We start from the raw sequence: 26,368 nt of genomic DNA on the forward strand, positions 1-26,368 counted from the left end.
ATGGCTGCTAAGGTTTCCTTTTTGCGAATTTAACATTTCTCCCTGATCATGATAAATATCATTTTTTATGCGCGGCTTACGCAATAATTTTGTTTACATAAAATTTAGAGTATGAGTGTCATTTATCTACTAATTACAGTCAGTATTTTCGTAGCAATCGGATTCTTTATTGCTTTTATCGTTGCTGTCAAATCCGGACAGTACGATGATGATTATACCCCCTCGGTCAGAATGCTTTTTGACGATGAAACGAATATTACCCCCAAAAAGAATAAATCAAATACAGAAGAAAAACAAGTATAATTATGGAAATGGAACAGTTTTATTACGACAACAAAATTGTAAAGAAGTTCATTTACGCTACGATCCTTTTTGGAGTAGTAGGGATGTTAGTGGGACTGACCCTGGCGGTTATGTACCTCTTTCCCAATATAACCGACGGGGTGTCCTGGCTGAGTTATGGAAGATTAAGACCTTTGCACACCAATGCGGTTATTTTTGCCTTTGTTGGTAACGCCTTTTTTGCAGGGATGTATTATTCGCTGCAACGATTGCTAAAAGCCAGAATGTTTAGCGATTTTTTGAGTAATCTTCATTTCTGGGGCTGGCAGCTTATTATCGTAGCCGCCGCCATCACTTTGCCTTTAGGATATACTTCTTCAAAAGAATATGCAGAGCTTGAATGGCCTATTGATATTGCCATTGCACTTATTTGGGTAGTAATGGGAATTAACATGATTGGTACTATGTTGCGTCGTAGAGAACGTCATCTCTATGTAGCAATTTGGTTTTATCTGGCCACATTTGTTACAGTTGCCGTATTGCATATTTTCAACAATATCGAAATCCCGGTTTCAGCATTAAAAAGTTATTCTGTTTACGCAGGCGTTCAGGATGCTTTAGTACAGTGGTGGTACGGGCATAATGCTGTTGCATTTTTCCTTACAACACCATTTTTAGGATTAATGTACTATTTCGTTCCAAAAGTAGCCAACAGACCTGTTTACTCGTATCGTTTGTCTATCATACATTTCTGGTCTTTAATCTTTATCTATATTTGGGCCGGACCACATCACTTGTTGTATTCTGCGTTGCCAAACTGGGCTCAGAATTTAGGAGTTGCATTTTCGGTAATGCTTATTGCCCCATCTTGGGGAGGTATGATCAACGGACTTTTAACTTTAAGAGGAGCATGGGATAAAGTTCGTGAAGAACCGGTTTTAAAATTTTTCGTAGTGGCCATTACAGGATATGGTATGGCAACTTTTGAAGGACCGATGTTATCATTCAAAAATGTAAATGCTATTGCGCATTATACAGACTGGATTATTGCCCACGTACACGTTGGAGCTTTAGCCTGGAATGGATTTATGTCATTTGGTATTATTTATTGGTTAATTCCAAGAATGACAAAAAGTGATTTGTTCTCCAAAAAATTAGCAAACTTTCATTTCTGGATTGGCACTTTAGGAATTATCCTGTACACCGTGCCCATGTATGTTGCCGGTTTTCTTCAGGCTTCAATGTGGAAACAATTTAATCCGGACGGTACCTTAACCTATGGAAATTTCCTTGAAACCGTTACGCAAATTATGCCAATGTACTGGATGAGAGCTATTGGAGGTACATTGTATCTGATTGGTATGCTGATATTGGTTTATAATATCATAATGACAGTGAGAGCCGGTCAGCCGGTAGAAGACGAATTGGCTCAGGCTCCCGCTTTACAAGTAATCATCAGCAATAGGGTTAGAGGAGAAAAGTTCCATTCCTGGTTAGAAAGAAAACCAATCCAATTAACCATTTTAGCGACAATCGCTATCTTAATTGGAGGTATTATTCAAATTGTGCCAACCATTATGGTGAAATCTAATATCCCTACAATTAGCAGTGTTAAACCTTACAGTCCACTGGAACTTGAAGGACGTGATTTATACATTCGTGAAGGTTGTGTGGGTTGTCACTCTCAATCTGTTCGTCCGTTTAGAAGTGAAGTAGAACGTTACGGGCCACAAGCTAAAGCCGGTGAGTTTGTTTATGATCATCCATTCCTTTGGGGCTCAAAACGTACAGGTCCTGATTTGTTAAGAGTAGGAGGGAAATACAACGACAACTGGCATTTTAATCACTTTTGGAATCCTCAAAGTACCTCAGCAGGATCAATTATGCCGGGTTATAAATGGTTGTTTGATAACAAACCGATGGACACTTCTTTGATAGAAAAGAAAATGAAAGCAATGGTTTCGCTGGGAGTTCCTTATACCGATGCCGATGTGGCAAATGCCCAAAAGACATTGCGAGCTCAGGCATTAGTGATAGAGAAAAATTTAGAAAGCGATCCTGATTTTGTAAAAAGTTATGAGGAAAGTAAGAAGAAAGCAGCTGCTAAAGGCGAAAAATTTGTCCCAATGAATGAAAGAGAAATTGTAGCACTGATTGCTTATATACAAAGACTTGGTACAGATATTAAAGTAAAAGAAACGGCTAAAAACTAAGCATTATGTTCGAACAAATTAAACACAATATGGAAACCATTGCGGGTATAGAAATTTACCCGATACTTTCCCTCCTGATATTCTTTTTCTTCTTTGTGGGTTTAGCCTTTTGGGTATTCTCTTATAAAAAAGATAAAATTAGAGAAATGAGTGAAATTCCTTTAGACGAAGGACTTTGTGTAATCTCAAATGATAAATAAAATGAAAAAGTTTTTCCCTGTATATGTAAGAGTGCCCGCGATTTTCTTTATCGTTTTTGGTTTAATGGAGTATTTTATTGATTCAGGTGATCGGCCGGCTTTTGTAAAATATCCTATGGTTGCCGTTTTTCTGTTTGTTTTTCTATTCGTTTTAATTGCAATAGAAATTACACTAAGTGCTGTAAACAGGGTCATGTATCAATTAATGTCTCCTGAAGAAAAGGCAAAGCTCGAGTATCAACAAAGTCTTCCTCTAACAGAAAGCAATTGGTATAAAGAGTTAATGCAAAAACTGACCAAGACGCAGCCAATAGAAAAGGAAGGTGATTTATTGATGGATCATGATTACGACGGAATCAAAGAGCTTGACAATAATTTGCCGCCATGGTGGGTCTATTTATTCTATATCTGTATCATTTTTGGAGTAGTATATGTAGTTCATTACGAATTGTTTGGCGGTACCGATCAGGAAGCAGAGCTAAAAATAGAAATGGCTCAGGCAAAAATCGACGTAGAAGAATATCTAAAGACCGCTCCGGATTTAATGGATGAAAAAATAGTCGTTTTATTAACGGACGCACCAAGTTTAGAAGCCGGAAAAGAAATTTTTGCAACAAATTGTGCTGCATGTCACCGTGCAGATGGCGGTGGACAAATCGGACCAAACCTGACGGATGATCGTTGGATACTTGGTGGTGGAATTAAGAATTTATTTCACACCATAAACAATGGAGGACGTGATGGAAAAGGGATGATTGCCTGGAAAGGAACTCTAAAACCCAAAGAAATTCAAAAAGTTGCCAGTTATATTTTGTCTTTACAAGGAACAAATCCAAAAGATCCGAAAGAGTCTGAAGGCGAAATTTGGGTTGATGAAGCTGCTCCCAGTAAAGATGCAGCAGCTGCTAAAGCAACAGATAGTACGCAAGTTAAATAATAAAAAAAAATACCATGTCAAATTTACCGGACGAAGCATTTAGAGATACCATTGGAACTATTGATGAAGGTGGTAAAAGGAAGTTTATTTTTCCGAAAAAACCGTCCGGTAAGTTTTACGATTACAGGAAATGGGTTAGCTATGTCTTATTGGCGATTTTAATTGCGAACCCATTTATAAAAGTAAACGGAAATCAGTTTATGATGTTCAATATTTTAGAACGTCGGTTTAATATTTTCGGATTCCCATTTTGGCCTCAGGATTTTTATCTTTTTGTGATATCCATGCTGGTAGGGATCGTTTTTATTATTCTGTTTACCGTAGTCTTCGGAAGAATTTTTTGCGGTTGGATTTGTCCACAAACCATATTTCTCGAAATGGTTTTCCGCAGAATTGAATATTGGATTGATGGAGACCGCGGTGCTCAGTTGCGATTGTCCAAACAAGAATGGAATGCGGAAAAAATTCGAAAAAGAGTTTTAAAATGGAGTGCCTTTTTTCTAATCTCTTTTGGTATTGCGAATGTTTTTCTGGCTTATTTAGTGGGTAGTGATGCTCTGTTTCTGATGATTGAACAAGGACCTGTTGAACAAGCAAGTAACTTTATTGCGTTGCTTATTTTTACAGCCGTGTTTTATTTTGTTTTTGTGTGGTTTCGCGAACAGGTTTGCATAATCGCCTGCCCTTATGGTCGTTTGCAAGGAGTGCTTTTAGATAATAAATCAATAAATGTGACATACGATTTTGTTCGTGGCGAAAAAGAAGTCGGCAGAGCAAAATTTAACAAAAAAGAGGACAGAGCTACAACCGGAAAAGGTGATTGTATCGATTGTCATCAATGCGTACATGTTTGCCCAATGGGAATTGATATCAGAAACGGAACCCAACTGGAATGTACCAATTGCACAGCCTGTATTGATGAATGTGATACGATAATGGAAACGGTAGGTTTGCCAAAAGGTCTTATTCGCTATGCTTCTGAAGATGAAATTGAGAAAAAAGCACCATTTCAATTTACAACCAGAATGAAAGGATATACAGCCGTTTTGCTTATACTGTTGAGTGTTTTTGTTGGAATGCTGTTTTTAAGAACAGATGTTCAGGCAATTATTTTACGACTGCCGGGACAGCTTTTTCAACACAAAGGTGATAAGATAAGCAATGTGTACACCTACAAGATTGTCAACAAAACAATGAAGGATTATCCGGATATCCATTTTGTGCTGATAGACCAAAAAGGAGAGATTAAAAACGTCGGAAACCAACATTTTAAAGTAGTGAAAGAAGGAATCTCGCAAGGAACTCTTTTTATAGAAATAGATAAGGTTTTGTTAGAAAGTGACAAAACCAAAATCAAAATCGGAATTTATAACGGAAATCAGTTGTTGGAAACATCCACGACAAATTTTTTAGGACCACGAAGTTTTAATTAAAATAATACTGCTATGAAAATTAACTGGGGAACAGGAATAGTAATCGCGTTCGGATTATTTATGACCTTTATTTTATATTTTGTTTTTGAAGTACAATCGAATAGTAAATACGATAACGACCTGGTTGTCGAGGAATATTACAAACACGATTCGCATTTTCAGGACGAAATGGCAAGAGTTCAAAATGCACATGATCTAAAGAACAAACCTGCTATGATTTATACAACTGAAGGTTTAAGAATAGCTTTTCCGAACACATTTGAAAGCAAAAAAATAAAAGGAAATATAGTGTTGTACCGACCATCAAACAAGAAGTTTGATTTTGATACCCAAATAACATTAACCGATAATTCACTATTGATTCCGCAGAAAAAATTAATCAAAGGACGCTGGGATGTCAAGATGGAATGGCAATATGAGGGAACAAAATACTTGTCGAAAGAAGTGATTTATGTGAATTAAATTGTTGTGGGTTGTGGGTTGTGAGTTATGCGAAATGCGAAATGTGAAATGTGAAATGTGTGATGCGAACTGTGACCTTAATTTGATTTCTAATTGATAGCTTACCGCTTCGGTTAAACCTCTTCTGTCAGGCTGAGCGTAGTCGAAGCCCCCTCTCGTTAAGATTGACAAACTTTGAAATATTTAAACTCACTTTTCACGCAACTCACAACTCACAACCCACAACCCAGAACTCAAAACCCTAAAAAAAACAAAAATGTTATACTCCGCTTTTATATTCGGGCTTATCAGTAGTTTTCACTGTGTAGGAATGTGCGGTCCAATTGCGATGATGTTGCCTGTGGATCGTAAGAATGAAGCCAAAAAGATAACTCAGATTATTACTTATCATTTAGGGCGATTAACGGCTTACGCAGCAATAGGACTAATTTTCGGACTGTTGGGGCGTGTTTTTTTTCTGGCAGGATTGCAGCAAAAAATGTCCATTTTTATTGGTGTGGCAATGATATTGATTGTTTTGATTCCTGAAAAAACAGTTTCAAAATACAACTTCTCAAAACCCGTTTACAAAATCATTTCAAAAATAAAATCTAGTTTAGGGAGTCATTTTAAAAGCAAGAGTTACAAATCACTTTTTATAATCGGCTTATTAAATGGATTTCTCCCATGCGGAATGGTGTATGTCGCATTATTTGGCGCAATAGCTATGCAAAGTGCCGGTTTTGGCGTTTTGTATATGCTTTTATTTGGTTTGGGAACTGTGCCATTAATGACCATTGTAGTGTATTTCAATTCGATAATTACGGTAACATTTAGAAATAGAATTCAGAAAGCGATTCCGTATGTAGCGGTACTTATTGGGGTTTTGTTTATATTAAGAGGGCTAGGGCTTGGAATTCCATACCTGTCACCCTCAAATATGAGTTTATTTGTACAGCAGACTCCCAATTGTCATTAAACTTAAACGGTCATCGAAAACAAGTTTGTTTCCGGTGATTTTCTTTTTAAATGTAAATCGAAAGCCATACAAACGTTACGGACAAATGGTCTTCCGGCTTCGGTAATTTTTATTTTATGCGCTTCAATCACGATTAAGTTATCATTTTCCATTTCTTTCAAATCAACTAAAACAGCGGGAAGCTCATTAAAATAAAGAGCGCTATCGTTCCAGGAAGTTTCAAATCCACAGCTAAGATTTAAAATGTGTTTTCTAATGATCAGGTCCTCGTCGGTAAGCACGTGACCTTTTACAACAGGCAATTTATCCCATTCTAATAGTTGGTAATAATCTTCGAGATTCTTAGTGTTTTGAGCAAAACTGTACCAACTGTCGCTAATAGAAGAAACACCCAATCCGATCATAAGTTGTGTTTTAGAGGCACTGTAACCCATAAAATTTCGGTGTAGCATATTGTTTTGTGAAGCTTTATATAAACTATCTGTTGTTAAGGCAAAATGATCCATACCAATTTCATGATAGCCATTTTGAGAAAGTAATTGTTTTCCAATTTCATACAGTTTTCGTTTTTCGGCGTCTTTTGGCAGGTTTTCGTCATTAAAACCACGCTGGCCATTTCCTTTTATCCAGGGCACGTGAGCGTAGCTGTAAAAAGCCAATCGATCCGGTTTTAAAGAATTTGTCTTTTCAACGGTATCAATTATGTTTTCAATATTCTGAAAAGGCAGTCCGAATATCAAATCGTGGCTGATAGAGGTATAGCCAATTTCTTTTGCCCAAAACGATACTTTTGCCACGTTATGGAAGGGTTGAATTCGGTGAATGGCTTTTTGAACTTTTTCAGCATAATCCTGAACGCCAAAACTAACCCGGCGAAAACCTAATTCGTATAATTTTTTGAGTTGTTCGTAAGTGGTATTGTTGGGATGCCCTTCAAAGCTAAATTCATAATTTTCCGCTTTATTGGCAAAGGAGAAAATCCCATTGATAAGATGCTCCAAATTGTTTACAGAAAAAAAAGTGGGTGTACCTCCTCCTAAATGTATTTCTTTTATAAGCGGTTTTTCTGTGAAAAGTTTACAATACAAACTCCATTCTTTTAGCACCGCTTTGATATAAGTTTCTTCTACAGTATGATTTTTTGTAATTCGTTTGTTGCAACCGCAAAAGGTACACATGCTTTCGCAAAACGGAAGATGGATGTACAAACTAATCCCGTTCTGAGCGTTGCTTTCTGAAAATGCTTTTTGGAATGATTCAATCCATTTTTGATCTGTAAAAGTGGTCACATTCCAGTACGGAACAGTTGGATAACTTGTATATCTTGGACCGGGAACATTGTATTTCTGTGTTAGGGAAATTTTCATAAAAATGGATTTTGAATGTATCAAAATTAGGTATTGAGGCTAATCTATAAAATGATAAATATCATGCTAACAACACAAAAAAAAGAGACTCAATTGAGTCTCTTTACAGAATTAAATAATTAACCAACATTAAATTAAATAGAATCCTGAATTATCTTAAGCCATTTTTTTGCAAATTGATGATCTTGATAAGCGCTTATTTGTTTGATACGGTCATCATCGAAATCATAGAATGGAATTGTAATTTTTTTTGAGGTTTCTTTTTCCTGAAACTCGAAATCGATTTTTAGAATGGTGTCTGAACCGGATTCAGAAGTCGGTACCAATTTACAGGAGGAAATCGTTTTTAAATCTACATAGGTAGATTCCTGTTGATTTTGATTGAAATTCATCAAAATGAATTTCTTGTTTTTCTGATCAATAGTAAGTGTTTTATTGCTTTGTGATTCTGTTAAATCAAAATCCTGTGGATGATTTGGGTTGAATCTTTTTTTGATGTCTAAAATTTTTGCTTTGTTTACTGCATTTGTTCTTGCAGAAAAATATACAGGGATGGCTACTATGATCGCAATCACAATACCCATAATAGTTACAGTTGTATCCATTTTGTTTTTGAAGTTTAATTGAATGAAATAGTAAACCGTTTTCGCAAGGAAAACTGTTTAATGACTTTGGAAGAAAGAATTTCTTCCGACTGAAATTTCAAAAACGAATTACCAAAAATAATGGGAAGGATAGAGCAGAAGTAATATTCTTTTACTCTGATTTAAATGTTGATTAGCAAAATTTGATGCAGATTTTACTGTCTGATGACTGGGAATTGTCATCACTATAGCGTCAAACCATTTCGCTAGGTTTGGATAGCTGGTTTTGACATTTGCAACAAAATGATAACTGGATTGAGGTTGTATGAAAGCTAAAGAATCGGATAATTCAATAGAGAACGTCGTATCCCTTTTTTTTGTTTCAGTTTTTTCTACAGCCATTTCATTCGCCTGGCAGGCAAAGAAACTAACAATCAAGAGTGAAACAAAAATAAGGGTTCGACGAATCCAGTTCATAGCAGCGAATTTAATTCATTAAACACAATTAAAGAAATTTTAAAGAATTAATTAACGCTAAAAAAGGATGTTATTATTTTATCCTCAATAGTTTGTTAATACGATTGAGGATAAAACAATATTATTTTTGCATTTTGAAATAATAATCAGCTGAATGTTTTCCACCTCCATAGAACAAGAAGAAAATACAAACCAATAAAACCACTATCGCTACGATTAGGTTTTCAGAATGCATATGTCCCATGGAATTTACGAGAACGGCTCCAAATAGTATGGGTAATTGTGCTGCAATTGCCCAACGGGTAAGTAATCCAAAGAAAATCATGATTCCTCCAATCATATGTGCAGGCGCAATATAATGTAAGAGAAACATTCCACCGCCATATTGGTCTATTGGAGAAATTAAATCATGCAGATATTGAATGTTGGTTACAAATGAAACTCCTTTCATAAATAAAAATACACCCAATACAATACGTACTAAATCTACTGGCAAATAAGTGTGCGAATTAGCCCATTTATTCAAACTTTTTACATTTTCCATGATGTTACGTGATTATAAATTACATACTAAGTTAATAATTTTTAATCATATAATTATTTTTAAGTGCCTGAAAATAAGTTTTTTGCTTTTAATTTAACGTATTTTAAGAATCCCTTAAAAATTACACCTGAATTACGCCCAAATTAAATGGCTTTTGGATCGGAGCATGATTGGCTGCCTCAATTCCCATAGAAATCCAGGTACGGGTGTCTAGAGGGTCAATAATGGCGTCTGTCCATAATCTCGAAGCAGCGTAATAAGGTGAGGTCTGTTCGTCGTAACGTGCTTTTATTTTGGTGAATAGTTCTGTTTCTTTGGCTTCGTCTACAATTTCTCCTTTGGCTTTAAGTGACGAGGCTTCAATTTGAGCCAATACTTTTGCAGCCTGAGTTCCACCCATAACAGCAAGTTCTGCACTTGGCCAGGCAAAAATCAATCTTGGGTCGTATGCTTTTCCGCACATCGCATAATTTCCGGCTCCATAAGAATTACCAACAATTACAGTAAACTTGGGAACTACCGAATTACTCACGGCATTTACCATTTTGGCCCCGTCTTTTATGATTCCGCCATGTTCCGATTTAGATCCGACCATAAAACCGGTCACATCTTGTAAAAAGACCAAAGGAATTTTCTTCTGGTTGCAATTGGCAATAAAACGGGTTGCTTTATCGGCACTATCAGAGTAAATAACACCTCCAAATTGCATTTCTCCCTTTTTGGTTTTAACTACTTTTCTTTGATTGGCTATGATACCAACCGCCCAACCATCGATTCTGGCATAACCGGTAATCAAAGACTGCCCGTAGCCATCCTTGTAAGCTTCAAATTCAGAATTGTCAACCAGACGATTGATGATTTCCATCATATCGTATTGTTCGTTTCTGGCTTTTGGCAGGATTCCGTAGATATCTTTAGGCTCTAACGCCGGTTTTTCGGCTTTGATTCGGCTGAATCCGGCTTTATCAAAATCACCTATTTTATCTACTATATTTTTTATTTTATCTAAAGCATCTTTATCGTCTTTGGCTTTATAATCGGTTACACCGGAAATTTCGCAATGTGTTGTTGCTCCTCCTAAAGTTTCATTGTCGATTGTTTCGCCAATAGCTGCTTTTACCAGATAACTTCCCGCAAGAAAAATACTCCCGGTTTTATCTACAATTAAAGCTTCATCGCTCATAATTGGAAGATAAGCACCACCGGCAACACAACTGCCCATTACAGCAGCTATTTGAGTAATTCCCATACTGCTCATTTGAGCATTATTTCTGAAAATACGTCCAAAGTGTTCTTTATCGGGGAAAATTTCATCTTGTAGTGGCAGATACACACCGGCGCTGTCAACCAAATAGATAATAGGCAATCTGTTTTCCATTGCAATTTCCTGCGCACGTAAGTTTTTCTTTCCCGTAATAGGAAACCATGCTCCGGCTTTAACAGTGGCATCATTGGCTACTACTATACATTGTTTTCCTTTTATGTATCCTATTTTTATAACCACACCACCCGATGGGCAGCCACCATGTTCAGCATACATTCCGTCTCCGACAAATCCTCCGATTTCGATACTTTTAGTATTTTCGTCCAACAGATAATCGATACGTTCGCGGGCTGTCATTTTGCCTTCTGCATGAAGTTTTGCGATTCGCTTTTCGCCTCCGCCCAATTTGATTTTGGCAAATCTATGTTTTAAATCAGAAAGTAATAATTTATTGTGATCTTCGTTTTTATTGAAGTTTAAATCCATAAGAAATTGATGTTTTTACAAAATAGTCTGCGCTAATTTACAAAATCAATTGAAATAAATGGGATTCTGTAAATTTTTAATAAAAGCTTTCTGTTATTTTTTTGACAGCAATTCTAAAATCTCCGGCTTTCAATGCGCGAAGTATTGTAATAAAAAGTGGGAGTCTCAATACCATGAGATTCCTTCTTCCTTTTTTTGCTTTAACAGAGATTCGTTAGAAATAATACTATTTTAGGTTCTAAAGTTGCTTTTAATGTCAATTTACTTGAAGAATAACTAGTCACATTTCCGTTTTTTTAGTTCTGAAACAGTCTCTTTTTATTACACAAAATCTAAAATCATCTTTTAGAATCGCTGACCATTTTTTTTAAAAGAACCCATTGTTTTAGGGAATCACGGGATTCAATGGCTGGATAGCCCAGTATTTTTTTTCCGGCGGGAATATCAGTGACAACGACACTGGCAATACCAATACTAGTACCATCCCCAACACTAACATGGTCTTTTATCCCAGCTCCACCGGCAAGAACAACACCGTTTCCTAAAGTGACAGAACCTGATAAACCACTGTTTCCGGCAATGATGCAAAATTTGCCAAGTTTGCAATTGTGTCCGATTTGAACTAAATTATCAATTTTACAGCCGTCACCAATAATTGTTGAGCTGAATTTTGCACGATCTACACAGGTGCTTGCTCCAATTTCAACTCCGTTTCCGATAATTACATTTCCAATCTGCGGAATTTTGACTACCCCTCTTTCATTACAAGGGCGGAATCCGAAACCATCTGCACCTATTGTTGCATTCGGATGAATAATACAATCGCTACCGATCTGACAACGTTCACGAATTACGGTTCCTGACCAAATTATGGTGTTTTTGCCAATGATACATTCGTCGAGAATAGTGACATTGGGGTAAAGGATTACATTGGCCGCAATTTCTACTTTTGGACCTACATAACAACCGGCACCAATTTTACTTCCTTCTCCAATAACGGCAGTTTCATCAATGACCGCTGTTCTGTGTATTTGATTATGAAACAATGGAGGAGGCGGGGCAAAAAGGGCAAGGATTTGTGACATTGCCAAATCGGCATTTTTTACTTTAATAAAGGCGCGATTATTTCCGGGTTCAATCGAAATATCTTTATTGACAACTGCTATTGACGCTTTAGAAGATCCCCATAATTTTTCATATTTTTTGCTTCCTATGAAAGAAATGTCAGAAGTTGATGCTTTTTCCAATTGTTCTGTTGCGGTTATATTTTGCGAAGTGAAGCCATAAATTTCACCTTTTAGAACTTCGTTTATTTCTTGAATGGAGTAAGATTTCATAAATACAATTTGATATAGCTATTCTTTTATTTTAAGTAAGTTATCTTATTGCGTTGTATTTAATATTCTTCTTTTTATAGGTGTTGTAATTAAAAATATATTTGTCGCTTAAGGCAAAAAAAAACAGAAGCAAGCTTCTGTTTTTGTATATCGTTGAATTATTTTTTAGAATCGCAAACCAATCGTTTTAGTATTGCCCATTGTTTTAAAGCATCACGAGCTTCTACAGCAGGATAACCCAGCATTGTTTTTCCGGCAGGAATATCACCAACAACACCGGAACCGGCACCTACAATCGCTCCGTCACCAATAGTGGTGTGGTCTTTTATAGAGGCGCTACCACCAATTATAACGCCATTTCCAAGGGTAACAGAACCTGCTAAACCACTGTTTCCGGCCATAATACAAAACTTACCTAATTTGCTGTTATGTCCGATTTGCACTAAATTATCAATTTTACAACCATCACCAAGAATGGTTGAACTGAATTTTCCACGGTCTACACAAGAGTTTGCTCCAATTTCAACTCCGTTTCCGATAATTACATTTCCGATTTGTGGAATTTTAACTAATCCTTTCTCATTACAAGGACGGAATCCGAAACCATCAGCGCCAATGGTTGCATTTGGGTGAATAATACAATCGCTACCAATATGACAACGTTCGCGTACCACTGTTCCTGACCAGATAACGGTGTTTTTTCCAATAGTACATTCGTCTAAGATAGTCACATTGGGATAGATGGTTACATTGGCAGCAATTTCTACTTTTGGACCAATATAACAACCGGCACCAATTTTACTTCCTTCGCCAATAATAGCAGTTTCGTCAATAACCGCAGTTTTGTGAATTTCATTATGAAACAATGGAGTAGGCGGGGCAAAAAGGGCCAGAATTTGAGACATGGCTAAATCGGCATTTTTTACCTTAATAAAAGCGCGATTATCTCCGGGTTCAATCGAAATGTCTTCGTTAACAACTGCTATTGATGCTTTAGAAGATTCCCAGAATTTTTCGTACTTTTTATTTCCTATGAAAGAAATTTCAGAAGTTGTTGCTTTTTCTAGTTGCTCTGTTGCAGTTATGCTTTGTGAAGTATTGCCATAAATTTCACCTTTTATGACTTCGTTAATTTCTTGGATTGAATAGGATTTCATGAATGAATTAAATTGATTTTTGGGGTTATTTTTTGCCAAATAAAATCAATTAGATTCGAATTACCTAATCTTCTTTTTAAGTTTTTTAAATTACTCACTAAATAATAGCTTAAATATTACAAATTTAGTATAATAACTACTAATTTTTTGATTGTTTTGTAATTTTTGAGCTTGTAAAAATTAGAGATTAGTGCAGATTTTGTGTTTTAAATTTTAGTAAAACATAAAGGGAGAATGAGGTTTTATTTTGTTGGTTATCATACTTTTATTAAAAGTCGTTTTTGGATGTTTTATGCCGTAATGTATGCTTTGTTGCTTCTTTTTTTGAGGAAAAGAGAACATAAAAAAGAACAATTTCCTGTTTTTTTTGACTTAAAGAGAATTTTACTTTTTTGTTTTTTGTAACTCGTTAGTAATGAGTGTAAAACGGGTTTTGGAGGTAAAATGATATTTTTTTGTCCTGAGAGAGAGATTTTTTAAAAAATAATAGTAAAAATATGATGATTTAAAAAAAAAGACAAAATAAAAAAGCGATTCACCTATAGTACGAAATCGCTTTTCTGAATAATTAGTTTAATTAACTTAAGATGCCAGTTGAATACTAATGTATACTGTAAGGTGTATATTGTAAAAAGTAATAAGTTTTGTTTAACTGATTACTATTTTACATTATACAAACATATAATTATGTCCGATCACTGAAATAGAATAACGATATACCTAAATCTAGCGATTCGCTTAAAGGTAAGAAAATCTGTTAATTAAAGCATACACCCTTTCAGACTAGCATATCACACTATACATTTTACATCTTACAGCATACATTTTACAACTACTAACCAGCAACTTGAATTAATTAACGTGTCGGGTGTAATTCCTTCATCAATTAGCTTCACTTTGGGCATAAAAATTATATTTTTCACATAGGAAAATTATAGATTTTATTTAAAAAAAGGGTTTGAAAAAGAAATACACTTTTTATTACATAGTAAAACTATGAAGTCTTCGACTTCGCTCAGAGTGATAATTGAAATTTTAAATAAGTGAAACGCCTTTTCTTTCGTTTTCAAAAACGATGTTTCCATGTGTTAGAAAAACTACACGCAACAGATTAGCTGAATTTTACTCTTTTATTTTAGAAAGAGAAACAGCATTGATGCAATAACGCAATCCGCTTGGTTCAGGGCCATCCGGAAAAACGTGTCCTAAATGTGCATCACAGGTATTACAAACAACCTCAACGCGAATCATTCCGTATGATTTGTCGGCATGATATGCAATTGCATTCTCTTTAATTGGTTGTGTAAATGAGGGCCAGCCTGTTCCTGATTCAAACTTTTCGCTGGCATCAAAAAGTAGAGTGCCACAACATTTACATTCATAAATTCCGGGATCAAACAAACTGCATAACTCAGAACTGAAAGATCTTTCTGTTCCTTTTAAGCGTGTTACCTGATACTCTTCAGCCGTTAGAAGTTGTTTCCATTCTTCTGCTGTTTTTTCTACTCTCTTTTCAGGAGTCGGATTTCCTTTATTTGTAAAACGAATTACATCTGCCCATTTGATCATAAGTAGTGTTTTTTTATAGTTTTTAGTCTCAGTTTCAGTCTCCTCTTTTTTTAATTCATCCAATTAAGTATATAACGAGACTGAAAACTGTGACAGAGGATTATTCCTCCTCTCGTTGTCCCATCATCATTAAAAATGCTTTAAGGAAAGGGTCAATATTTCCGTTCATTACGCCATCAACATCGCTGGTTTCGTAACCTGTACGAACATCTTTTACTAATTTATAAGGTTGCATAACGTAATTACGTATTTGCGAGCCCCATTCGATTTTCATTTTTCCGGCTTCAATATCAGCGCGCTGAGCTTGTTGTTTTTTTAACTCAATTTCATACAACTGAGAACGTAACATCTGCATGGCACGTTGCCTGTTATCTTGTTGAGAACGGGTTTCAGAACATTGAATCTGAATTCCTGTTGGTTTGTGAACCAATTGTACTTTGGTTTCTACTTTATTCACATTTTGTCCTCCGGCACCACTTGAACGGGAAGTTGTAATCTCGATATCGGCAGGGTTAATGTCAATTTCGATACTATCGTCTACAAGCGGATACACATAAACAGATGCAAATGAAGTATGGCGTTTGGCATTACTGTCAAAAGGTGAAATTCGAACTAAACGATGTACACCGTTTTCTCCTTTTAAATAGCCAAAGGAATAATCTCCTTCAAATTCTAAAGTAACCGTTTTGATACCTGCAACGTCACCGGCCTGAAAGTTTAGTTCTTTAATTTTAAAGCCATAACTTTCTCCCCACATCATGTACATACGCATAAGCATTCCGGCCCAGTCACAACTTTCGGTTCCACCGGCACCGGCCGTTATCTGAACAACAGCACTCAAACTATCACCTTCGTCAGAAAGCATGTTTTTGAATTCTATGTTTTCAATATGCGACTGCGTTGTGTTGTAATGCTCGTCTAATTCTTCGGCAGAAAGTTCCCCTTCTTTGTAGAAATCGTAAGCAAGCTGTAATTCATCCGTAAGTTCAGTAGCTTTATCATAATCTTCGATCCATTTTTTCTTGTTTCGGAGATTTTTTACAATGATTTCGGCATCTTTCGGATTGTTCCAGAAGTCGGGTGCGAAGGTTTTTTCTTCTTCGTTGGCAATTTCGATTAGTTTGGCATCAACGTCAAAGATACCTCCTCAACGCACCAAGGCGTTCCACAATACCTTTAATTTGTTCGGTAGTTGTCATAAATTAATACTAGTTTTATATGTTTTTTATAAATATTACGTTAATTTGGTTCTTGGATATTCACTAGTTAAAGTTTCTTAAAACTTATCTCGAATAACTGTCAGTAATACGTAATTTTGTTGTACAAAAATAAGACATAGTTTTTAGAATATGGAAATAAATTTAATTAGCGATACCATTACCAAACCTTCTCTTGAAATGTTGCAGTATATGTTTAATGCCCAGGTTGGCGATGATGTATACAAACAAGATCCGACAGTTATTGAACTTGAGACTAGAGTAGCGGAGTTTTTTGGAATGGAGGCGGGACTTTTTTTTCCGTCCGGAACTATGGCTAACCAAACTGCAATTAAATTACATACCCAACCGGGAGAGCAATTAATTGCAGATAAATACGCACATGTGTATCACTATGAAGGAGGAGGAGTCTCTTTTAATAGTGGTGTTTCCTGTTGTTTGATTGACGGACATCGCGGAATGATTAATGCCGCTCAGGTAGCAGCAGCGATCAATGATCCGGAATTTTATCATAGCCCTTTAACGAGTTTGGTTTGTGTTGAAAATACAACCAATAAAGGTGGTGGTGCTTGTTACGAATTAGAAGATCTAAGAGAAATAAAAAAAGTCTGTGCGGCTAATAATCTGAAGTTTCATTTGGATGGTGCCAGAATTTGGAATGCGCTGGTTGCAAAAAGACAAAATCCAAAAGAATTCGGGGCTATTTTCGATACTATTTCCGTTTGTTTGTCCAAAGGATTAGGTGCTCCAATCGGATCTGTATTGCTGGGATCTAAAACTGATATTCATAGAGCGTTGAGAATCAGGAAAATACTTGGTGGAGGAATGCGTCAGGTGGGGTATTTGGCTGCGGCCGGACTCTATGCTTTGGCTCATAATATTGAAAGACTGGCAGAAGACCACAGAAGAGCTAAAGAAATTGCAGCTGTTTTAAGTACGAAACCCTGGATTGCATCAATAGAACCGGTAGAAACTAATATTTTGATTTTTTCCCTGGCCGAAAATTACAGCGATCAACTTCTGGTAGAAAAATTAAAGCAAAAAAATATTTCAATAAGTTTAATGGGACATAATAAACTCCGAATCGTAACACATCTGGATTATAGAGAGGTGATGCATACGTATGTGCTGGAGACACTTTCGAAGTTTTAGGAAAGAGGTTCAAAGTGGCAAAGGTTCAGAGGTTCAAAGGTTTTTTTATGCAGAAACCTTTGAACCTTTGTCTCTTTATTTAAATAAGTAATCTGAGAATTAAAGTGGATTAACATGAAAAACTGAGGAGAAATAAAATTTTTAGCTTTGTCTTTATTAACCGCAAGGTGCGCAAAGATTCACGCAAAGAGTTCGCAAAGTTTTTACACATAGGGTGCTATTTTCGCTTGCAGAGGCACAAAAGTTCCTAGCTTATATGTAATAAATTAGACTTTTATTTTCCAATAAAAAAATCTGAATAAATCTGCCAAATCTGCGTGAAAAAAAAACTAAGCAAGCATAAGAACTCGCTTAGTAAAGAAAATAATTTTTTGATAAAGCCTTGCGGACTTAGCGATTAAGACAAGCAAAAATTCCTTGCGCCCTCTGCGGTTAAAAAAAAGACAAAGGCGCAAAGGTTTTACCATAAAAGTAACCTTTGCGCCTTTGCCCCTCTGAACCTTTGTCCCTCAATTATTTAAACAAATTGTCCATTCCCGGAATCATTGGCATGTCCATTTTTGCAACGGCGTCAAGTTCTCTTTCGTTCACGGATGTAGCTTTTTCAATAGCTTTATTGATGGTTACAATTAAGTAATCTTCCAATTGTTCTTTGTCTTCTAATAAAGAGTCATCAATTGAGATTGCAGTTATTTTTCTATTGGCGGTTAATGTTACTTTCAATAATCCATCAGCACTCTGTTCGTCGATTAAAACAGTATCCAGGCGCTTTTTTGTATCTTCAATTTTTTGTTGGGTTTCTTTAAGTTTGCCCATCATTCCCATTAAATCCATTTTTGTTGATTTTTAAATTATTCCGTACAAAATTAGTATATTGCTCTAGTATTTCAATGCAATATTTTATGAAAAAATTAATTCTCTTCTATTGTGTTTGTGCTACTTTTGCTCCTTCTTATTTAAAAACTAATGCTCAATCTATGCCAAATGATATAACGGCTCCAAAGGCCAAAATAATTGAAAAAAAATTAAAAAAGCATAAAGAAACCCGAATCGACAACTATTTTTGGTTGAATAATCGCGAGAATCCGGAGGTTATTGATTACCTGAATCAGGAAAATGCGTATTACGAAAATATGACAGCACATACAAAGGAAATTCAGAATTCTTTGTATGAAGAAATGAAAGGAAGAATTAAAGAAGACGATTCGTCGGTTCCTTATTTTTATAATGGATACTATTATATTACCCGTTTCGAAACAGGACAGAACTATCCTATTTTCTCAAGAAAAAAAGGATGCCTTTCTGCCGATGAGGAAATTTTATTCAATTGTAATGAATTAGCAGAGGGTCACGCTTACTTCAAATTGGGAGGTTTAAGTATAAGTCCCGACAACAAATTTGCCAGTTTTGGTGTTGATATTGTTGGAAGAAGAATTTACACCATTCAGATTAAAAACTTAGAAACCGGAAAAATTCTGGCGGATAAAATCGAAAATGCGACAGGTGGTTCTGTTTGGGCAAACGACAATCATACGATTTTTTATACCAAACAAGATGAGGTTACCTTAAGAGCCGATAAAGTATTCAGACATAAACTGAATACAAGTTCTGAAAAAGATGTCTTGGTTTTTAATGAAACCGATGATACTTTTAATGTTTCGATTAGTAAAGAAAAATCAAGAAAATATATCGTAATAGGATCGGGAAGTACACTTACTACAGAATACAGAATCCTGAATTCTGATAATCCGGATGGGGAGTTTGAGGTTTTTCAGCACCGTGTACGTGGCTTGGAGTATAGTATTTCGCATTATGAAGACTCGTTTTATATCTTAACTAATAAAGATAAAGCAACGAACTTTAAGTTGATGAAAACGCCTGAAAACAGAACAGAAAAGAGAAACTGGGTAGATCTTATTCCGCATCGTGAGGATGTTTTATTGGAAGATATCGAGATTTTTAAAAATTATCTGGTTGTCGAAGAGCGCTCTAACGGATTAAATCATATTCGTATCATGCCTTGGAATGGCGAGCCGGATTATTATTTGCCTTTCGGAAGCGAAACTTACAGTGCTTACACCACAACGAATATTGATTTTGATACGGATCTTTTGCGCTATAGCTATCAATCGCTTGCTACACCATCTTCTGTTATTGATTTTAATATGAAAACTAAAACCAAAGAAATTCTAAAAGAGCAAGCGGTTTTAGGTGGAAAGTTTGATAAAGAAAATTATGTTGAAGAACGCATTTGGGCAACTGCCAGAGATGGTGTGAAAGTTCCGATTTCTATGGTTTACAAGAAAGGACTTGAGAAAAATGGTAAAAATCCTTTGTTGTTATATGCGTATGGTTCGTATGGAATGACAATGGATGCCTATTTTTCGTCTACAAGGCTTTCTTTGTTAGATCGCGGATTTGTATACGCTATTGCTCATATTAGAGGAGGTGAGGATTTAGGAAGACAATGGTATGAAGACGGAAAACTGTTAAAAAAGAAAAATACCTTTACAGATTTCATCGATTGCTCTAAATTTGTAATTAACGAAAAGTTTACTTCTTCGAAACATTTATATGCAGAAGGAGGATCAGCTGGAGGATTATTGATGGGGGTAATTGTAAATGAAGCCCCGGAATTATACAACGGAGTTATTGCTCAGGTGCCTTTTGTTGATGTTGTCACTACAATGTTAGACGATAGTATCCCATTAACGACGGGAGAGTATGACGAATGGGGGAACCCAAACAATAAAAAATATTACGATTATATGTTGTCTTATTCGCCTTATGATAATGTAAAAGCACAACAATATCCTAACATTTATGTTTCAACAGGATTACATGATTCACAAGTGCAATATTGGGAACCGGCCAAATGGGTAGCCAAATTGCGAGAAATGAAAACAAATAATAACTTTTTGTTTTTAGATACCAATATGGATGCCGGACATGGCGGTGCTTCAGGAAGGTTTGAAGCGCTAAAAGACTTAGCAAAGGAATTTAGTTTTTTATTAGATTTAGAAAAAATTAAAAGCTAATTAGATTTTTTTTGTTAAATTTGCAACCTATCAAGGTTATTTAAAAATGCCTTTGATTAACTATTTTTTTATGAAAGAAGAAATAAATGCTTATAATAATGTTTTAGAGTTAATAGGTAACACCCCACTTATTAAGCTAAATAAAGTCACCGAAGAGTTAGAAGGAAAGTTCTACGCAAAGGTAGAAGCTTTTAATCCGGGACATTCCTCAAAAGATAGAATAGCATTATATATTATTGAAGAAGCCGAGAAGAGAGGAATTCTGTCTCCGGGAGATACCATAATCGAAACTACATCAGGAAATACCGGTTTTAGTTTAGCAATGGTCAGCATTATAAAAGGGTACAATTGTATTTTAGCTGTAAGTTCAAAATCATCGAAAGATAAAATTGACATGTTAAGAAGTTTAGGAGCTAAAGTATATGTCTGTCCGGCTCACGTTTCTGCAGATGATGAAAGATCATATTACAACGTTGCCAAAAGATTACACGAAGAAACTAAAGGTTCAGTTTATATTAATCAATATTTCAATCAGTTAAATATTGATGCTCATTACAATACTACAGGTCCTGAAATCTGGGAACAGACAAAAGGAAAAATTACACATCTTATTGCGTGTAGCGGAACAGGAGGAACGATCTCCGGAACTGCAAAATTCTTAAAAGAACAAAATCCAAATATTAGAATTTTAGGTGTTGACGCTTTTGGATCGGTATTAAAGAAATACCACGAAACAAAAGAGTTCGATAATAAAGAGATTTATCCGTATCGTATTGAAGGGTTAGGTAAAAACCTGATTCCGTCTGCTACTGATTTTGATATTATTGATAAATTCATGAAGGTAACCGACGAAGAAAGTGCCCACTCAGCAAGAGAGATCACCCGCAAAGAAGGTTTGTTTGTAGGATACACTTCAGGAGCTGTAATGCAGGCTATCAAACAATATGCTGAAGAGGGAGAATTTAGCAAAGACAGTAATGTTATTGCTATTTTTCCGGATCACGGATCACGTTATATGAGTAAAGTATTTAGTGATGACTGGATGAACGAACAAGGATTCTTTGACAGTGTCAATGAGGAAGAAGCTCAAAAAATTGAATTTGTAAAGTAGGTTAAATACTTTTAAAGATAGAACTCCATTCGCAACAGTGAATGGAGTTTTTTTTGCGCTAAAATCAGGCTGCTTTTAATGGATCTACTGGAAGAATCTTAGGATATTTTGAGTTTGCTTAACCGCAAGGTTCGCAAAGGTTTTACGCAATGTTCGCTAAGATAAAAGAGCTGTTCTGCTAATTTTTTTCTCTTTGCGGTTAAAATTTACGCAAAGAAAAAAAGCTTTTTGCACGCAGATTTAGCAGATTTTTTTGTTAAGTTATTTCGATAAAAACAATCTGAATAAATCTACTAAATCTGCGTGAAATAATTTTATTGTGAACATAGGAGACGTAAAAATGCAAAATTATTGACCTGATTTTTCCGTAAACTAGGAATAAAAAGAACTCAAATTGCTTAAAATTTTTGAATTGAATTAGTTTGTCTTTTCGACGTAAGGAGAAAACGCACACGAAACTCCGCAAAGAAACTTTTGTTGAGCTAGGATATAAATCTTAAAATAATTGATTTATAATAGTTTTAAATGCGTTAAATTATCAATTTTGAATGTTTTGCCGATTATTTAAGTAAGTCAACGGAAAAATTTCCTTCCTACAATATTATAGTATAGCTTAGTAGTAATGAACTAATGTGCTGTTTTTAAATTATTTATTGGTTATTCGTTAAAAAAAAAGACACAGTAATAGTAAGTTATTGGTATTGATAAGTAAAATTATCCGGTTTAAGAAACGGAGTATTCTCAGACTGACTTAAAGTGTGGCGGGAGGTGATAGAAAGGATAGGGATATAAATGAACTTAGCGGAGGGAATTAGTTTGTTGTAAATAAAAAATGTTTCCTCGGGAAACAACCTTAAATTGAATACAAAGCTTTTATAATTATTGGTTGATTAGTTTTTAGTTGTTAAGTTTTGAATAGTGAAAAAGCCTCCTGAGTTGCATCATCAGTTGGCTTTTTGTTTTTACTGTTTTTTAGTTGCCTATTACACTTAGTACTACGAATAAAATAACCAGGATAATTACGGCAAATTTGGTGTATTTTGATGTTTTCATGAGATTAGTTTTTAGATTTTAATAAAATATTGATTGCTGCAAATATAATAGTTTATCTGTTTTTTCATAATTAAAATAAAAAGAATATAATCCGTTGACGCAATTACTTCGTCAATTCGCTTTACTCGGGTTGTGAACATTATACTTAGTGTGCAAAAAAAAAGCCCTGAAAATTCAGAGCTTTGATAAGAGTATATGAAAAAGGTTTTATTCTTCTTTCATGGTGTGATAAACGTTCATCACGTCATCGTCTTCTTCAATCTTTTCGATTAATTTTTCTACATCAGCAATTTGAGCTTCGTTAAGTTCTTTTGTGATTTGCGGAATACGCTCAAAACCTGAAGATAAAATTTCCAGACCTCTGTTCTCTAATTCTTTTTGTAAAGCTCCAAAGCTTCCAAAAGGAGCATAGATTAAGATTCCGTCCTCATCTTCAAAAACTTCTTCTGCACCGAAATCAATTAATTCCAGTTCTAATTCTTCAGCATCAATTTCCCCTTTTGCAATGCGGAAATTACAAGTATGATCAAACATGAACTCAACAGAGCCCTGAGTTCCCATTGTTCCGTTGCATTTGTTGAAGTAACTGCGAATATTAGCTACAGTTCTGTTATTATTGTCAGATGCTGTTTCAATTAATATAGCAATTCCGTGAGGAGCATATCCTTCAAACAAGATTTCTTTATAATTGGCAGTATCTTTATTACTGGCATTTTTTATAGCGCGCTCAACATTGTCTTTAGGCATGTTGGCCGCTTTTGCATTTTGTATTACAGCTCTTAATCTAGAATTGGCTTCTGGGTTAGGACCACCTTCTTTGACAGCCATAACGATATCTTTACCAATTCGGGTAAATGTTTTGGCCATTGCAGACCAACGTTTCATTTTTCTTCCTTTTCTAAATTCGAACGCTCTTCCCATTACTAATTTTTTATTTTGTGACGCAAAAATACGGTTATTCCTTATTTTTCCAAAAACAAAAGGATTCTTTTTTGTATAATGTTTTTATAAGTTATTGTATTTAAAAACAATTGCTCTAAGACTTCGTGACAGGACAATAAAGCCTGGTTTAAAAATGATATATTTTGTACCGTGACTGAATATTGTGACTGTGGTTTAACCGCAAAGGGCGCAAAGATTTTGCGCAAAGTTCGCAATGCGTTGTTTTGACTTCGCTCAGGGTGTCCTTCGACTTCGCTCAGTGGTCGCATTATGCTGTCAGGCTGAGCGAAGTCGAAGCCCCTTCGTACAAAAACTTGAAACCTGAAACCTGAAACCTGAAACAAACCTACTTCTACTTCGAACCATTAAATTCCGTAATAATGTTCACTGCTTCATTTAAGTACGGATTTGTTTTAAGATTGTCAATCTGGTATTGATTAATTGTTTTTTCAGTAGGATATACACCTAGTAGAAATTGGTTTACGGTTGAGTTATAAACGTCAAGGGGATTGTTGTCATCATTAAAAGTATGAATTTCTGTCCAAAGAGCGCCTATTCGTTTTTTTTGCTCAAAAACGGCATCCAGTGTCATGAGGATTTCTGATTTTGGAACATTGACTAACTTATCGATTTTCAGATTGATTTTTTTAATATCGTTGAAATAATAATTATCAGCTAATCTGCTGGTGCTGTTTTGCGCTATTTTAGTGATGAGGTTTCGTTTTACGTATGTTTTGTACCTTAAAAAAGGTTTAATACTATCGTTTTTAATTGCAGTAGGGAAATCACTTTCTTTTTGATAAACATCTTCATAAAACTCCGGAAGTATCACATCAGGAACAACGCCAACGTATTGATGACTTTTGCCTGTAACTCTGTAAAACTTATTTATCGTGATTTTTAGGAAGTCAGTATTTTTGTTTTCGTCCAGCGAAAGAATTGTTTGCATAGTTGCTTTACCCAGAGTATTGCTGCCTAATAATAAGGCGCGATTGTAATCTTGTAAAATGGAAGAGAAAAACTCACTTGCTGAAGCAGTATTACTGTTGACTAAAACCACAATCGGGCCTTTGTAAATAAGTCCTTTAAAGGGATCATTTATCACAGATTGATTCTGTTTGTTGTCCACCACAATAGAAAGCGGGCCATAATCAATAAACATACCTGCCAGTTTTATAGCTTCTTCCATTGAACCTCCGCCATTGTCAATCAAATCGATGACGAGGCCTTCGATATCGTCTTTTTCCAATTTTATTACTTCACGAGCGACATCATCAGCACAGCCTTTTCTGCTGTTTCCGTCTAAGTCAGCATAAAAACTTGGGATTTTGATATAGCCAATTTTGTTTTCTTTACCAACGATAAAGCTAAAAACAGAGTTTTCCTCATCTTTCATGACTTGTTTTTCAATGGCTACTTCAAAGTTTTTACCCGAGTTTCGTTTTAAGGTAAAGACAATTCTTTTGTTCGACTCGGATAAAATCATGGTCGAAATGGATTCTAAAGAGGCACAGGAAACTTTTAGAGTTTCTTTCTGATTGGAAACAGAGACAATCTGATCTCCTTTTTTTATTTGCCCGGTTTTAAAAGCGGGGCCATTCGGATCTATTTCCTCGACTATTATTTCGTTTTTCTCATTGAGATTTACTGTCATTCCCAACGATAAATGCTCCTTTGATAAGGAAGCAACAAAACTTGATTTGGAATCATCGCTAAAATAAGCTGTATGCGGGTCGAAATAGGTACAGAAGAAATTGTACAACTTTTCATCCTGCTTGCTTTTTGTTTCGAGCAATGTATTGATTCGGCAAATTTCATTAGATAAAATCGACTTTTTTGAAACAGCTTCAATCGATTTGAAATTGGTTTTTAGAGAATCTAAATTGTTGCTGGTTTCTGCGACATCATCCAGAATCTGATAGCGCAGTTTTTTGAGCCAGACTTTTTCCAGATTTTCTTTATTAAGGTAAAAAGCAAATGATTTTTTGTAAAACCGTATTGTGTCATTTTTGTTATAATCAATTGGTTCGCTTTGGATTTTCTCCAGAACGGCTTTAGTTCTAAGGAGTCCATTCCTGTATTTAGAGGTAATATCTTCTAAAAAGCTACAATTGTTCTGAAGAATCAAATCGTCTAAATTAGAACGATATTTTTGAGCTATTTCTTCATATTCACTCTGAAAAAATATATTTCGGGAAGGATCTAATTCATTGATCAGATTATCAAAAACAAATACAGACAAACTATCGTCCACCGGTTTCGGACGAATGTGCTCCGCCTGAATTAGTGTATTTATCTTATTTAGTATTTCACAGGTTTTATCGCTATTCTGACTAAATAGAGTTCCGGTAGTTAATACAAATACAAAGATTATTTTTTTCATAAATCTGAAAGTGATCGTTCAGACTAAAATTACGGTTATTTTTCGATAAAAGACAGTAAATTCTTTAAAATATCGGTAAAGGAAGTATTAATTGGGTCAAATTACACAGAGAAGGTTTTCTGCCACAAATTGCACGAATTTCCACGAATTGTTTTCTTTAAGTTTTACTGCCACAGATTTCACAGATTAGGAAGATTTTTTT

General features: G+C 35.3%; 22 protein-coding genes. 10 read left to right on the forward strand and 12 right to left on the reverse strand.

From position 1 onward, the window contains the following. Positions 1 to 111 precede the first annotated feature (111 nt). From ccoS to G3A47_RS16885, 7 genes are all read left to right on the forward strand, one after another. Positions 112 to 303, forward strand: a complete 192-nt coding sequence (gene ccoS / locus G3A47_RS16855; protein WP_047776152.1) for a cbb3-type cytochrome oxidase assembly protein CcoS — start codon at positions 112 to 114, stop codon at positions 301 to 303. 2 nt (positions 304 to 305) lie between these two features. Then, positions 306 to 2,495, forward strand: a complete 2,190-nt coding sequence (gene ccoN / locus G3A47_RS16860; RefSeq protein ID WP_166924448.1) for a cytochrome-c oxidase, cbb3-type subunit I — start codon at positions 306 to 308, stop codon at positions 2,493 to 2,495. Between the two features lie 5 nt (positions 2,496 to 2,500). Next, positions 2,501 to 2,695, forward strand: coding sequence for a CcoQ/FixQ family Cbb3-type cytochrome c oxidase assembly chaperone (locus G3A47_RS16865; protein WP_166924450.1), 195 nt, complete (start codon positions 2,501 to 2,503; stop codon positions 2,693 to 2,695). Position 2,696: 1 nt separating this feature from the next. Continuing rightward, on the forward strand, positions 2,697 to 3,632 hold the full coding sequence (locus tag G3A47_RS16870; RefSeq protein ID WP_166924452.1) for a cbb3-type cytochrome c oxidase N-terminal domain-containing protein: 936 nt from the start codon (positions 2,697 to 2,699) through the stop codon (positions 3,630 to 3,632). Between the two features lie 14 nt (positions 3,633 to 3,646). Continuing rightward, positions 3,647 to 5,065, forward strand: a complete 1,419-nt coding sequence (gene ccoG / locus G3A47_RS16875; protein WP_166924454.1) for a cytochrome c oxidase accessory protein CcoG — start codon at positions 3,647 to 3,649, stop codon at positions 5,063 to 5,065. Between the two features lie 12 nt (positions 5,066 to 5,077). Next, positions 5,078 to 5,527, forward strand: coding sequence for a FixH family protein (locus tag G3A47_RS16880; RefSeq protein WP_166924456.1), 450 nt, complete (start codon positions 5,078 to 5,080; stop codon positions 5,525 to 5,527). A 256-nt stretch (positions 5,528 to 5,783) separates the two neighbouring features. Further along, positions 5,784 to 6,485, forward strand: coding sequence for a sulfite exporter TauE/SafE family protein (locus tag G3A47_RS16885; protein ID WP_166924458.1), 702 nt, complete (start codon positions 5,784 to 5,786; stop codon positions 6,483 to 6,485). Positions 6,486 to 6,487: 2 nt separating this feature from the next. Here the strand turns inward: G3A47_RS16885 and hemN are convergent, their stop codons facing one another. The 9 genes from hemN to prfB form a co-directional block, all read right to left on the reverse strand. Continuing rightward, a complete protein-coding gene (gene hemN / locus G3A47_RS16890) occupies positions 6,488 to 7,852 on the reverse strand; it encodes an oxygen-independent coproporphyrinogen III oxidase (protein ID WP_166924460.1) in 1,365 nt (454 codons plus the stop codon). A 134-nt stretch (positions 7,853 to 7,986) separates the two neighbouring features. Then, positions 7,987 to 8,457 carry a hypothetical protein gene (locus tag G3A47_RS16895; protein ID WP_166924462.1) on the reverse strand — a complete coding sequence of 157 codons (471 nt, stop codon included), beginning with the start codon at positions 8,455 to 8,457 and terminating at the stop codon, positions 7,987 to 7,989. 108 nt (positions 8,458 to 8,565) lie between these two features. Further along, positions 8,566 to 8,913, reverse strand: a complete 348-nt coding sequence (locus tag G3A47_RS16900) for a hypothetical protein (protein ID WP_166924464.1) — start codon at positions 8,911 to 8,913, stop codon at positions 8,566 to 8,568. Positions 8,914 to 9,034: 121 nt separating this feature from the next. Next, on the reverse strand, positions 9,035 to 9,457 hold the full coding sequence (locus G3A47_RS16905; RefSeq protein WP_166924466.1) for a DoxX family protein: 423 nt from the start codon (positions 9,455 to 9,457) through the stop codon (positions 9,035 to 9,037). A gap of 121 nt (positions 9,458 to 9,578) precedes the next feature. Continuing rightward, positions 9,579 to 11,207 carry an acyl-CoA carboxylase subunit beta gene (locus tag G3A47_RS16910; RefSeq protein WP_166924468.1) on the reverse strand — a complete coding sequence of 543 codons (1,629 nt, stop codon included), beginning with the start codon at positions 11,205 to 11,207 and terminating at the stop codon, positions 9,579 to 9,581. A gap of 338 nt (positions 11,208 to 11,545) precedes the next feature. Next, on the reverse strand, positions 11,546 to 12,544 hold the full coding sequence (gene lpxD, locus G3A47_RS16915) for a UDP-3-O-(3-hydroxymyristoyl)glucosamine N-acyltransferase (protein ID WP_166924470.1): 999 nt from the start codon (positions 12,542 to 12,544) through the stop codon (positions 11,546 to 11,548). A 158-nt stretch (positions 12,545 to 12,702) separates the two neighbouring features. Continuing rightward, positions 12,703 to 13,701 carry a UDP-3-O-(3-hydroxymyristoyl)glucosamine N-acyltransferase gene (gene lpxD / locus G3A47_RS16920; protein ID WP_166924489.1) on the reverse strand — a complete coding sequence of 333 codons (999 nt, stop codon included), beginning with the start codon at positions 13,699 to 13,701 and terminating at the stop codon, positions 12,703 to 12,705. Positions 13,702 to 14,823: 1,122 nt separating this feature from the next. Continuing rightward, positions 14,824 to 15,270 carry a peptide-methionine (R)-S-oxide reductase MsrB gene (msrB, locus tag G3A47_RS16925; protein ID WP_166924491.1) on the reverse strand — a complete coding sequence of 149 codons (447 nt, stop codon included), beginning with the start codon at positions 15,268 to 15,270 and terminating at the stop codon, positions 14,824 to 14,826. 100 nt (positions 15,271 to 15,370) lie between these two features. Further along, positions 15,371 to 16,469 (reverse strand): peptide chain release factor 2 gene (gene prfB / locus G3A47_RS16930; RefSeq protein ID WP_166924493.1). Its coding sequence is split into 2 segments (ribosomal slippage): positions 15,371 to 16,405 and positions 16,407 to 16,469, totalling 1,098 coding nucleotides; the frame shifts between segments, so codons are not numbered across the junction. A gap of 150 nt (positions 16,470 to 16,619) precedes the next feature. Here prfB and G3A47_RS16935 point away from each other — a divergent pair. Continuing rightward, complete coding sequence (locus G3A47_RS16935) at positions 16,620 to 17,639, forward strand: threonine aldolase family protein (protein WP_166924495.1); 1,020 nt, start codon at positions 16,620 to 16,622, stop codon at positions 17,637 to 17,639. 513 nt (positions 17,640 to 18,152) lie between these two features. Here G3A47_RS16935 and G3A47_RS16940 read toward each other — a convergent pair. Then, positions 18,153 to 18,473 carry a YbaB/EbfC family nucleoid-associated protein gene (locus G3A47_RS16940; RefSeq protein ID WP_166924497.1) on the reverse strand — a complete coding sequence of 107 codons (321 nt, stop codon included), beginning with the start codon at positions 18,471 to 18,473 and terminating at the stop codon, positions 18,153 to 18,155. Between the two features lie 68 nt (positions 18,474 to 18,541). Here G3A47_RS16940 and G3A47_RS16945 point away from each other — a divergent pair, with 68 nt between their 5' ends. Further along, the gene (locus G3A47_RS16945) at positions 18,542 to 20,677 is read left to right on the forward strand and encodes a S9 family peptidase (RefSeq protein WP_166924499.1); all 2,136 of its coding nucleotides are present in this window, start codon (positions 18,542 to 18,544) and stop codon (positions 20,675 to 20,677) included. A gap of 70 nt (positions 20,678 to 20,747) precedes the next feature. Next, a complete protein-coding gene (locus G3A47_RS16950) occupies positions 20,748 to 21,788 on the forward strand; it encodes a PLP-dependent cysteine synthase family protein (RefSeq protein WP_166924501.1) in 1,041 nt (346 codons plus the stop codon). A gap of 1,260 nt (positions 21,789 to 23,048) precedes the next feature. On the opposite strand, the gene G3A47_RS16955 is transcribed toward G3A47_RS16950, so the two are convergent. Together G3A47_RS16955 and G3A47_RS16960 are read right to left on the reverse strand one after the other, a co-directional pair. Next, the gene (locus G3A47_RS16955) at positions 23,049 to 23,762 is read right to left on the reverse strand and encodes a YebC/PmpR family DNA-binding transcriptional regulator (protein WP_166924503.1); all 714 of its coding nucleotides are present in this window, start codon (positions 23,760 to 23,762) and stop codon (positions 23,049 to 23,051) included. Positions 23,763 to 24,135: 373 nt separating this feature from the next. Next, a complete protein-coding gene (locus G3A47_RS16960; RefSeq protein ID WP_166924511.1) occupies positions 24,136 to 26,166 on the reverse strand; it encodes a S41 family peptidase in 2,031 nt (676 codons plus the stop codon). Between the last annotated feature and the right edge of the window lie 202 nt (positions 26,167 to 26,368).

This window comes from Flavobacterium poyangense (assembly GCF_011751075.1).
GTDB classification, from domain to species: Bacteria; Bacteroidota; Bacteroidia; order Flavobacteriales; family Flavobacteriaceae; genus Flavobacterium; species Flavobacterium poyangense.

Bases quoted from the DNA above. Each gene is read 5' to 3' on its own strand.
- ccoS (WP_047776152.1), top strand. From the start codon at position 112: ATGAGTGTCATTTATCTACTAATTACAGTCAGTATTTTCGTAGCAATC.
- ccoN (WP_166924448.1), top strand. From the start codon at position 306: ATGGAAATGGAACAGTTTTATTACGACAACAAAATTGTAAAGAAGTTC.
- G3A47_RS16865 (WP_166924450.1), top strand. From the start codon at position 2,501: ATGTTCGAACAAATTAAACACAATATGGAAACCATTGCGGGTATAGAA.
- G3A47_RS16870 (WP_166924452.1), top strand. From the start codon at position 2,697: ATGAAAAAGTTTTTCCCTGTATATGTAAGAGTGCCCGCGATTTTCTTT.
- ccoG (WP_166924454.1), top strand. From the start codon at position 3,647: ATGTCAAATTTACCGGACGAAGCATTTAGAGATACCATTGGAACTATT.
- G3A47_RS16880 (WP_166924456.1), top strand. From the start codon at position 5,078: ATGAAAATTAACTGGGGAACAGGAATAGTAATCGCGTTCGGATTATTT.
- G3A47_RS16885 (WP_166924458.1), top strand. From the start codon at position 5,784: ATGTTATACTCCGCTTTTATATTCGGGCTTATCAGTAGTTTTCACTGT.
- hemN (WP_166924460.1), bottom strand. From the start codon at position 7,852: ATGAAAATTTCCCTAACACAGAAATACAATGTTCCCGGTCCAAGATAT.
- G3A47_RS16895 (WP_166924462.1), bottom strand. From the start codon at position 8,457: ATGGATACAACTGTAACTATTATGGGTATTGTGATTGCGATCATAGTA.
- G3A47_RS16900 (WP_166924464.1), bottom strand. From the start codon at position 8,913: ATGAACTGGATTCGTCGAACCCTTATTTTTGTTTCACTCTTGATTGTT.
- G3A47_RS16905 (WP_166924466.1), bottom strand. From the start codon at position 9,457: ATGGAAAATGTAAAAAGTTTGAATAAATGGGCTAATTCGCACACTTAT.
- G3A47_RS16910 (WP_166924468.1), bottom strand. From the start codon at position 11,207: ATGGATTTAAACTTCAATAAAAACGAAGATCACAATAAATTATTACTT.
- lpxD (WP_166924470.1), bottom strand. From the start codon at position 12,544: ATGAAATCTTACTCCATTCAAGAAATAAACGAAGTTCTAAAAGGTGAA.
- lpxD (WP_166924489.1), bottom strand. From the start codon at position 13,701: ATGAAATCCTATTCAATCCAAGAAATTAACGAAGTCATAAAAGGTGAA.
- msrB (WP_166924491.1), bottom strand. From the start codon at position 15,270: ATGATCAAATGGGCAGATGTAATTCGTTTTACAAATAAAGGAAATCCG.
- G3A47_RS16935 (WP_166924495.1), top strand. From the start codon at position 16,620: ATGGAAATAAATTTAATTAGCGATACCATTACCAAACCTTCTCTTGAA.
- G3A47_RS16940 (WP_166924497.1), bottom strand. From the start codon at position 18,473: ATGGATTTAATGGGAATGATGGGCAAACTTAAAGAAACCCAACAAAAA.
- G3A47_RS16945 (WP_166924499.1), top strand. From the start codon at position 18,542: ATGAAAAAATTAATTCTCTTCTATTGTGTTTGTGCTACTTTTGCTCCT.
- G3A47_RS16950 (WP_166924501.1), top strand. From the start codon at position 20,748: ATGAAAGAAGAAATAAATGCTTATAATAATGTTTTAGAGTTAATAGGT.
- G3A47_RS16955 (WP_166924503.1), bottom strand. From the start codon at position 23,762: ATGGGAAGAGCGTTCGAATTTAGAAAAGGAAGAAAAATGAAACGTTGG.
- G3A47_RS16960 (WP_166924511.1), bottom strand. From the start codon at position 26,166: ATGAAAAAAATAATCTTTGTATTTGTATTAACTACCGGAACTCTATTT.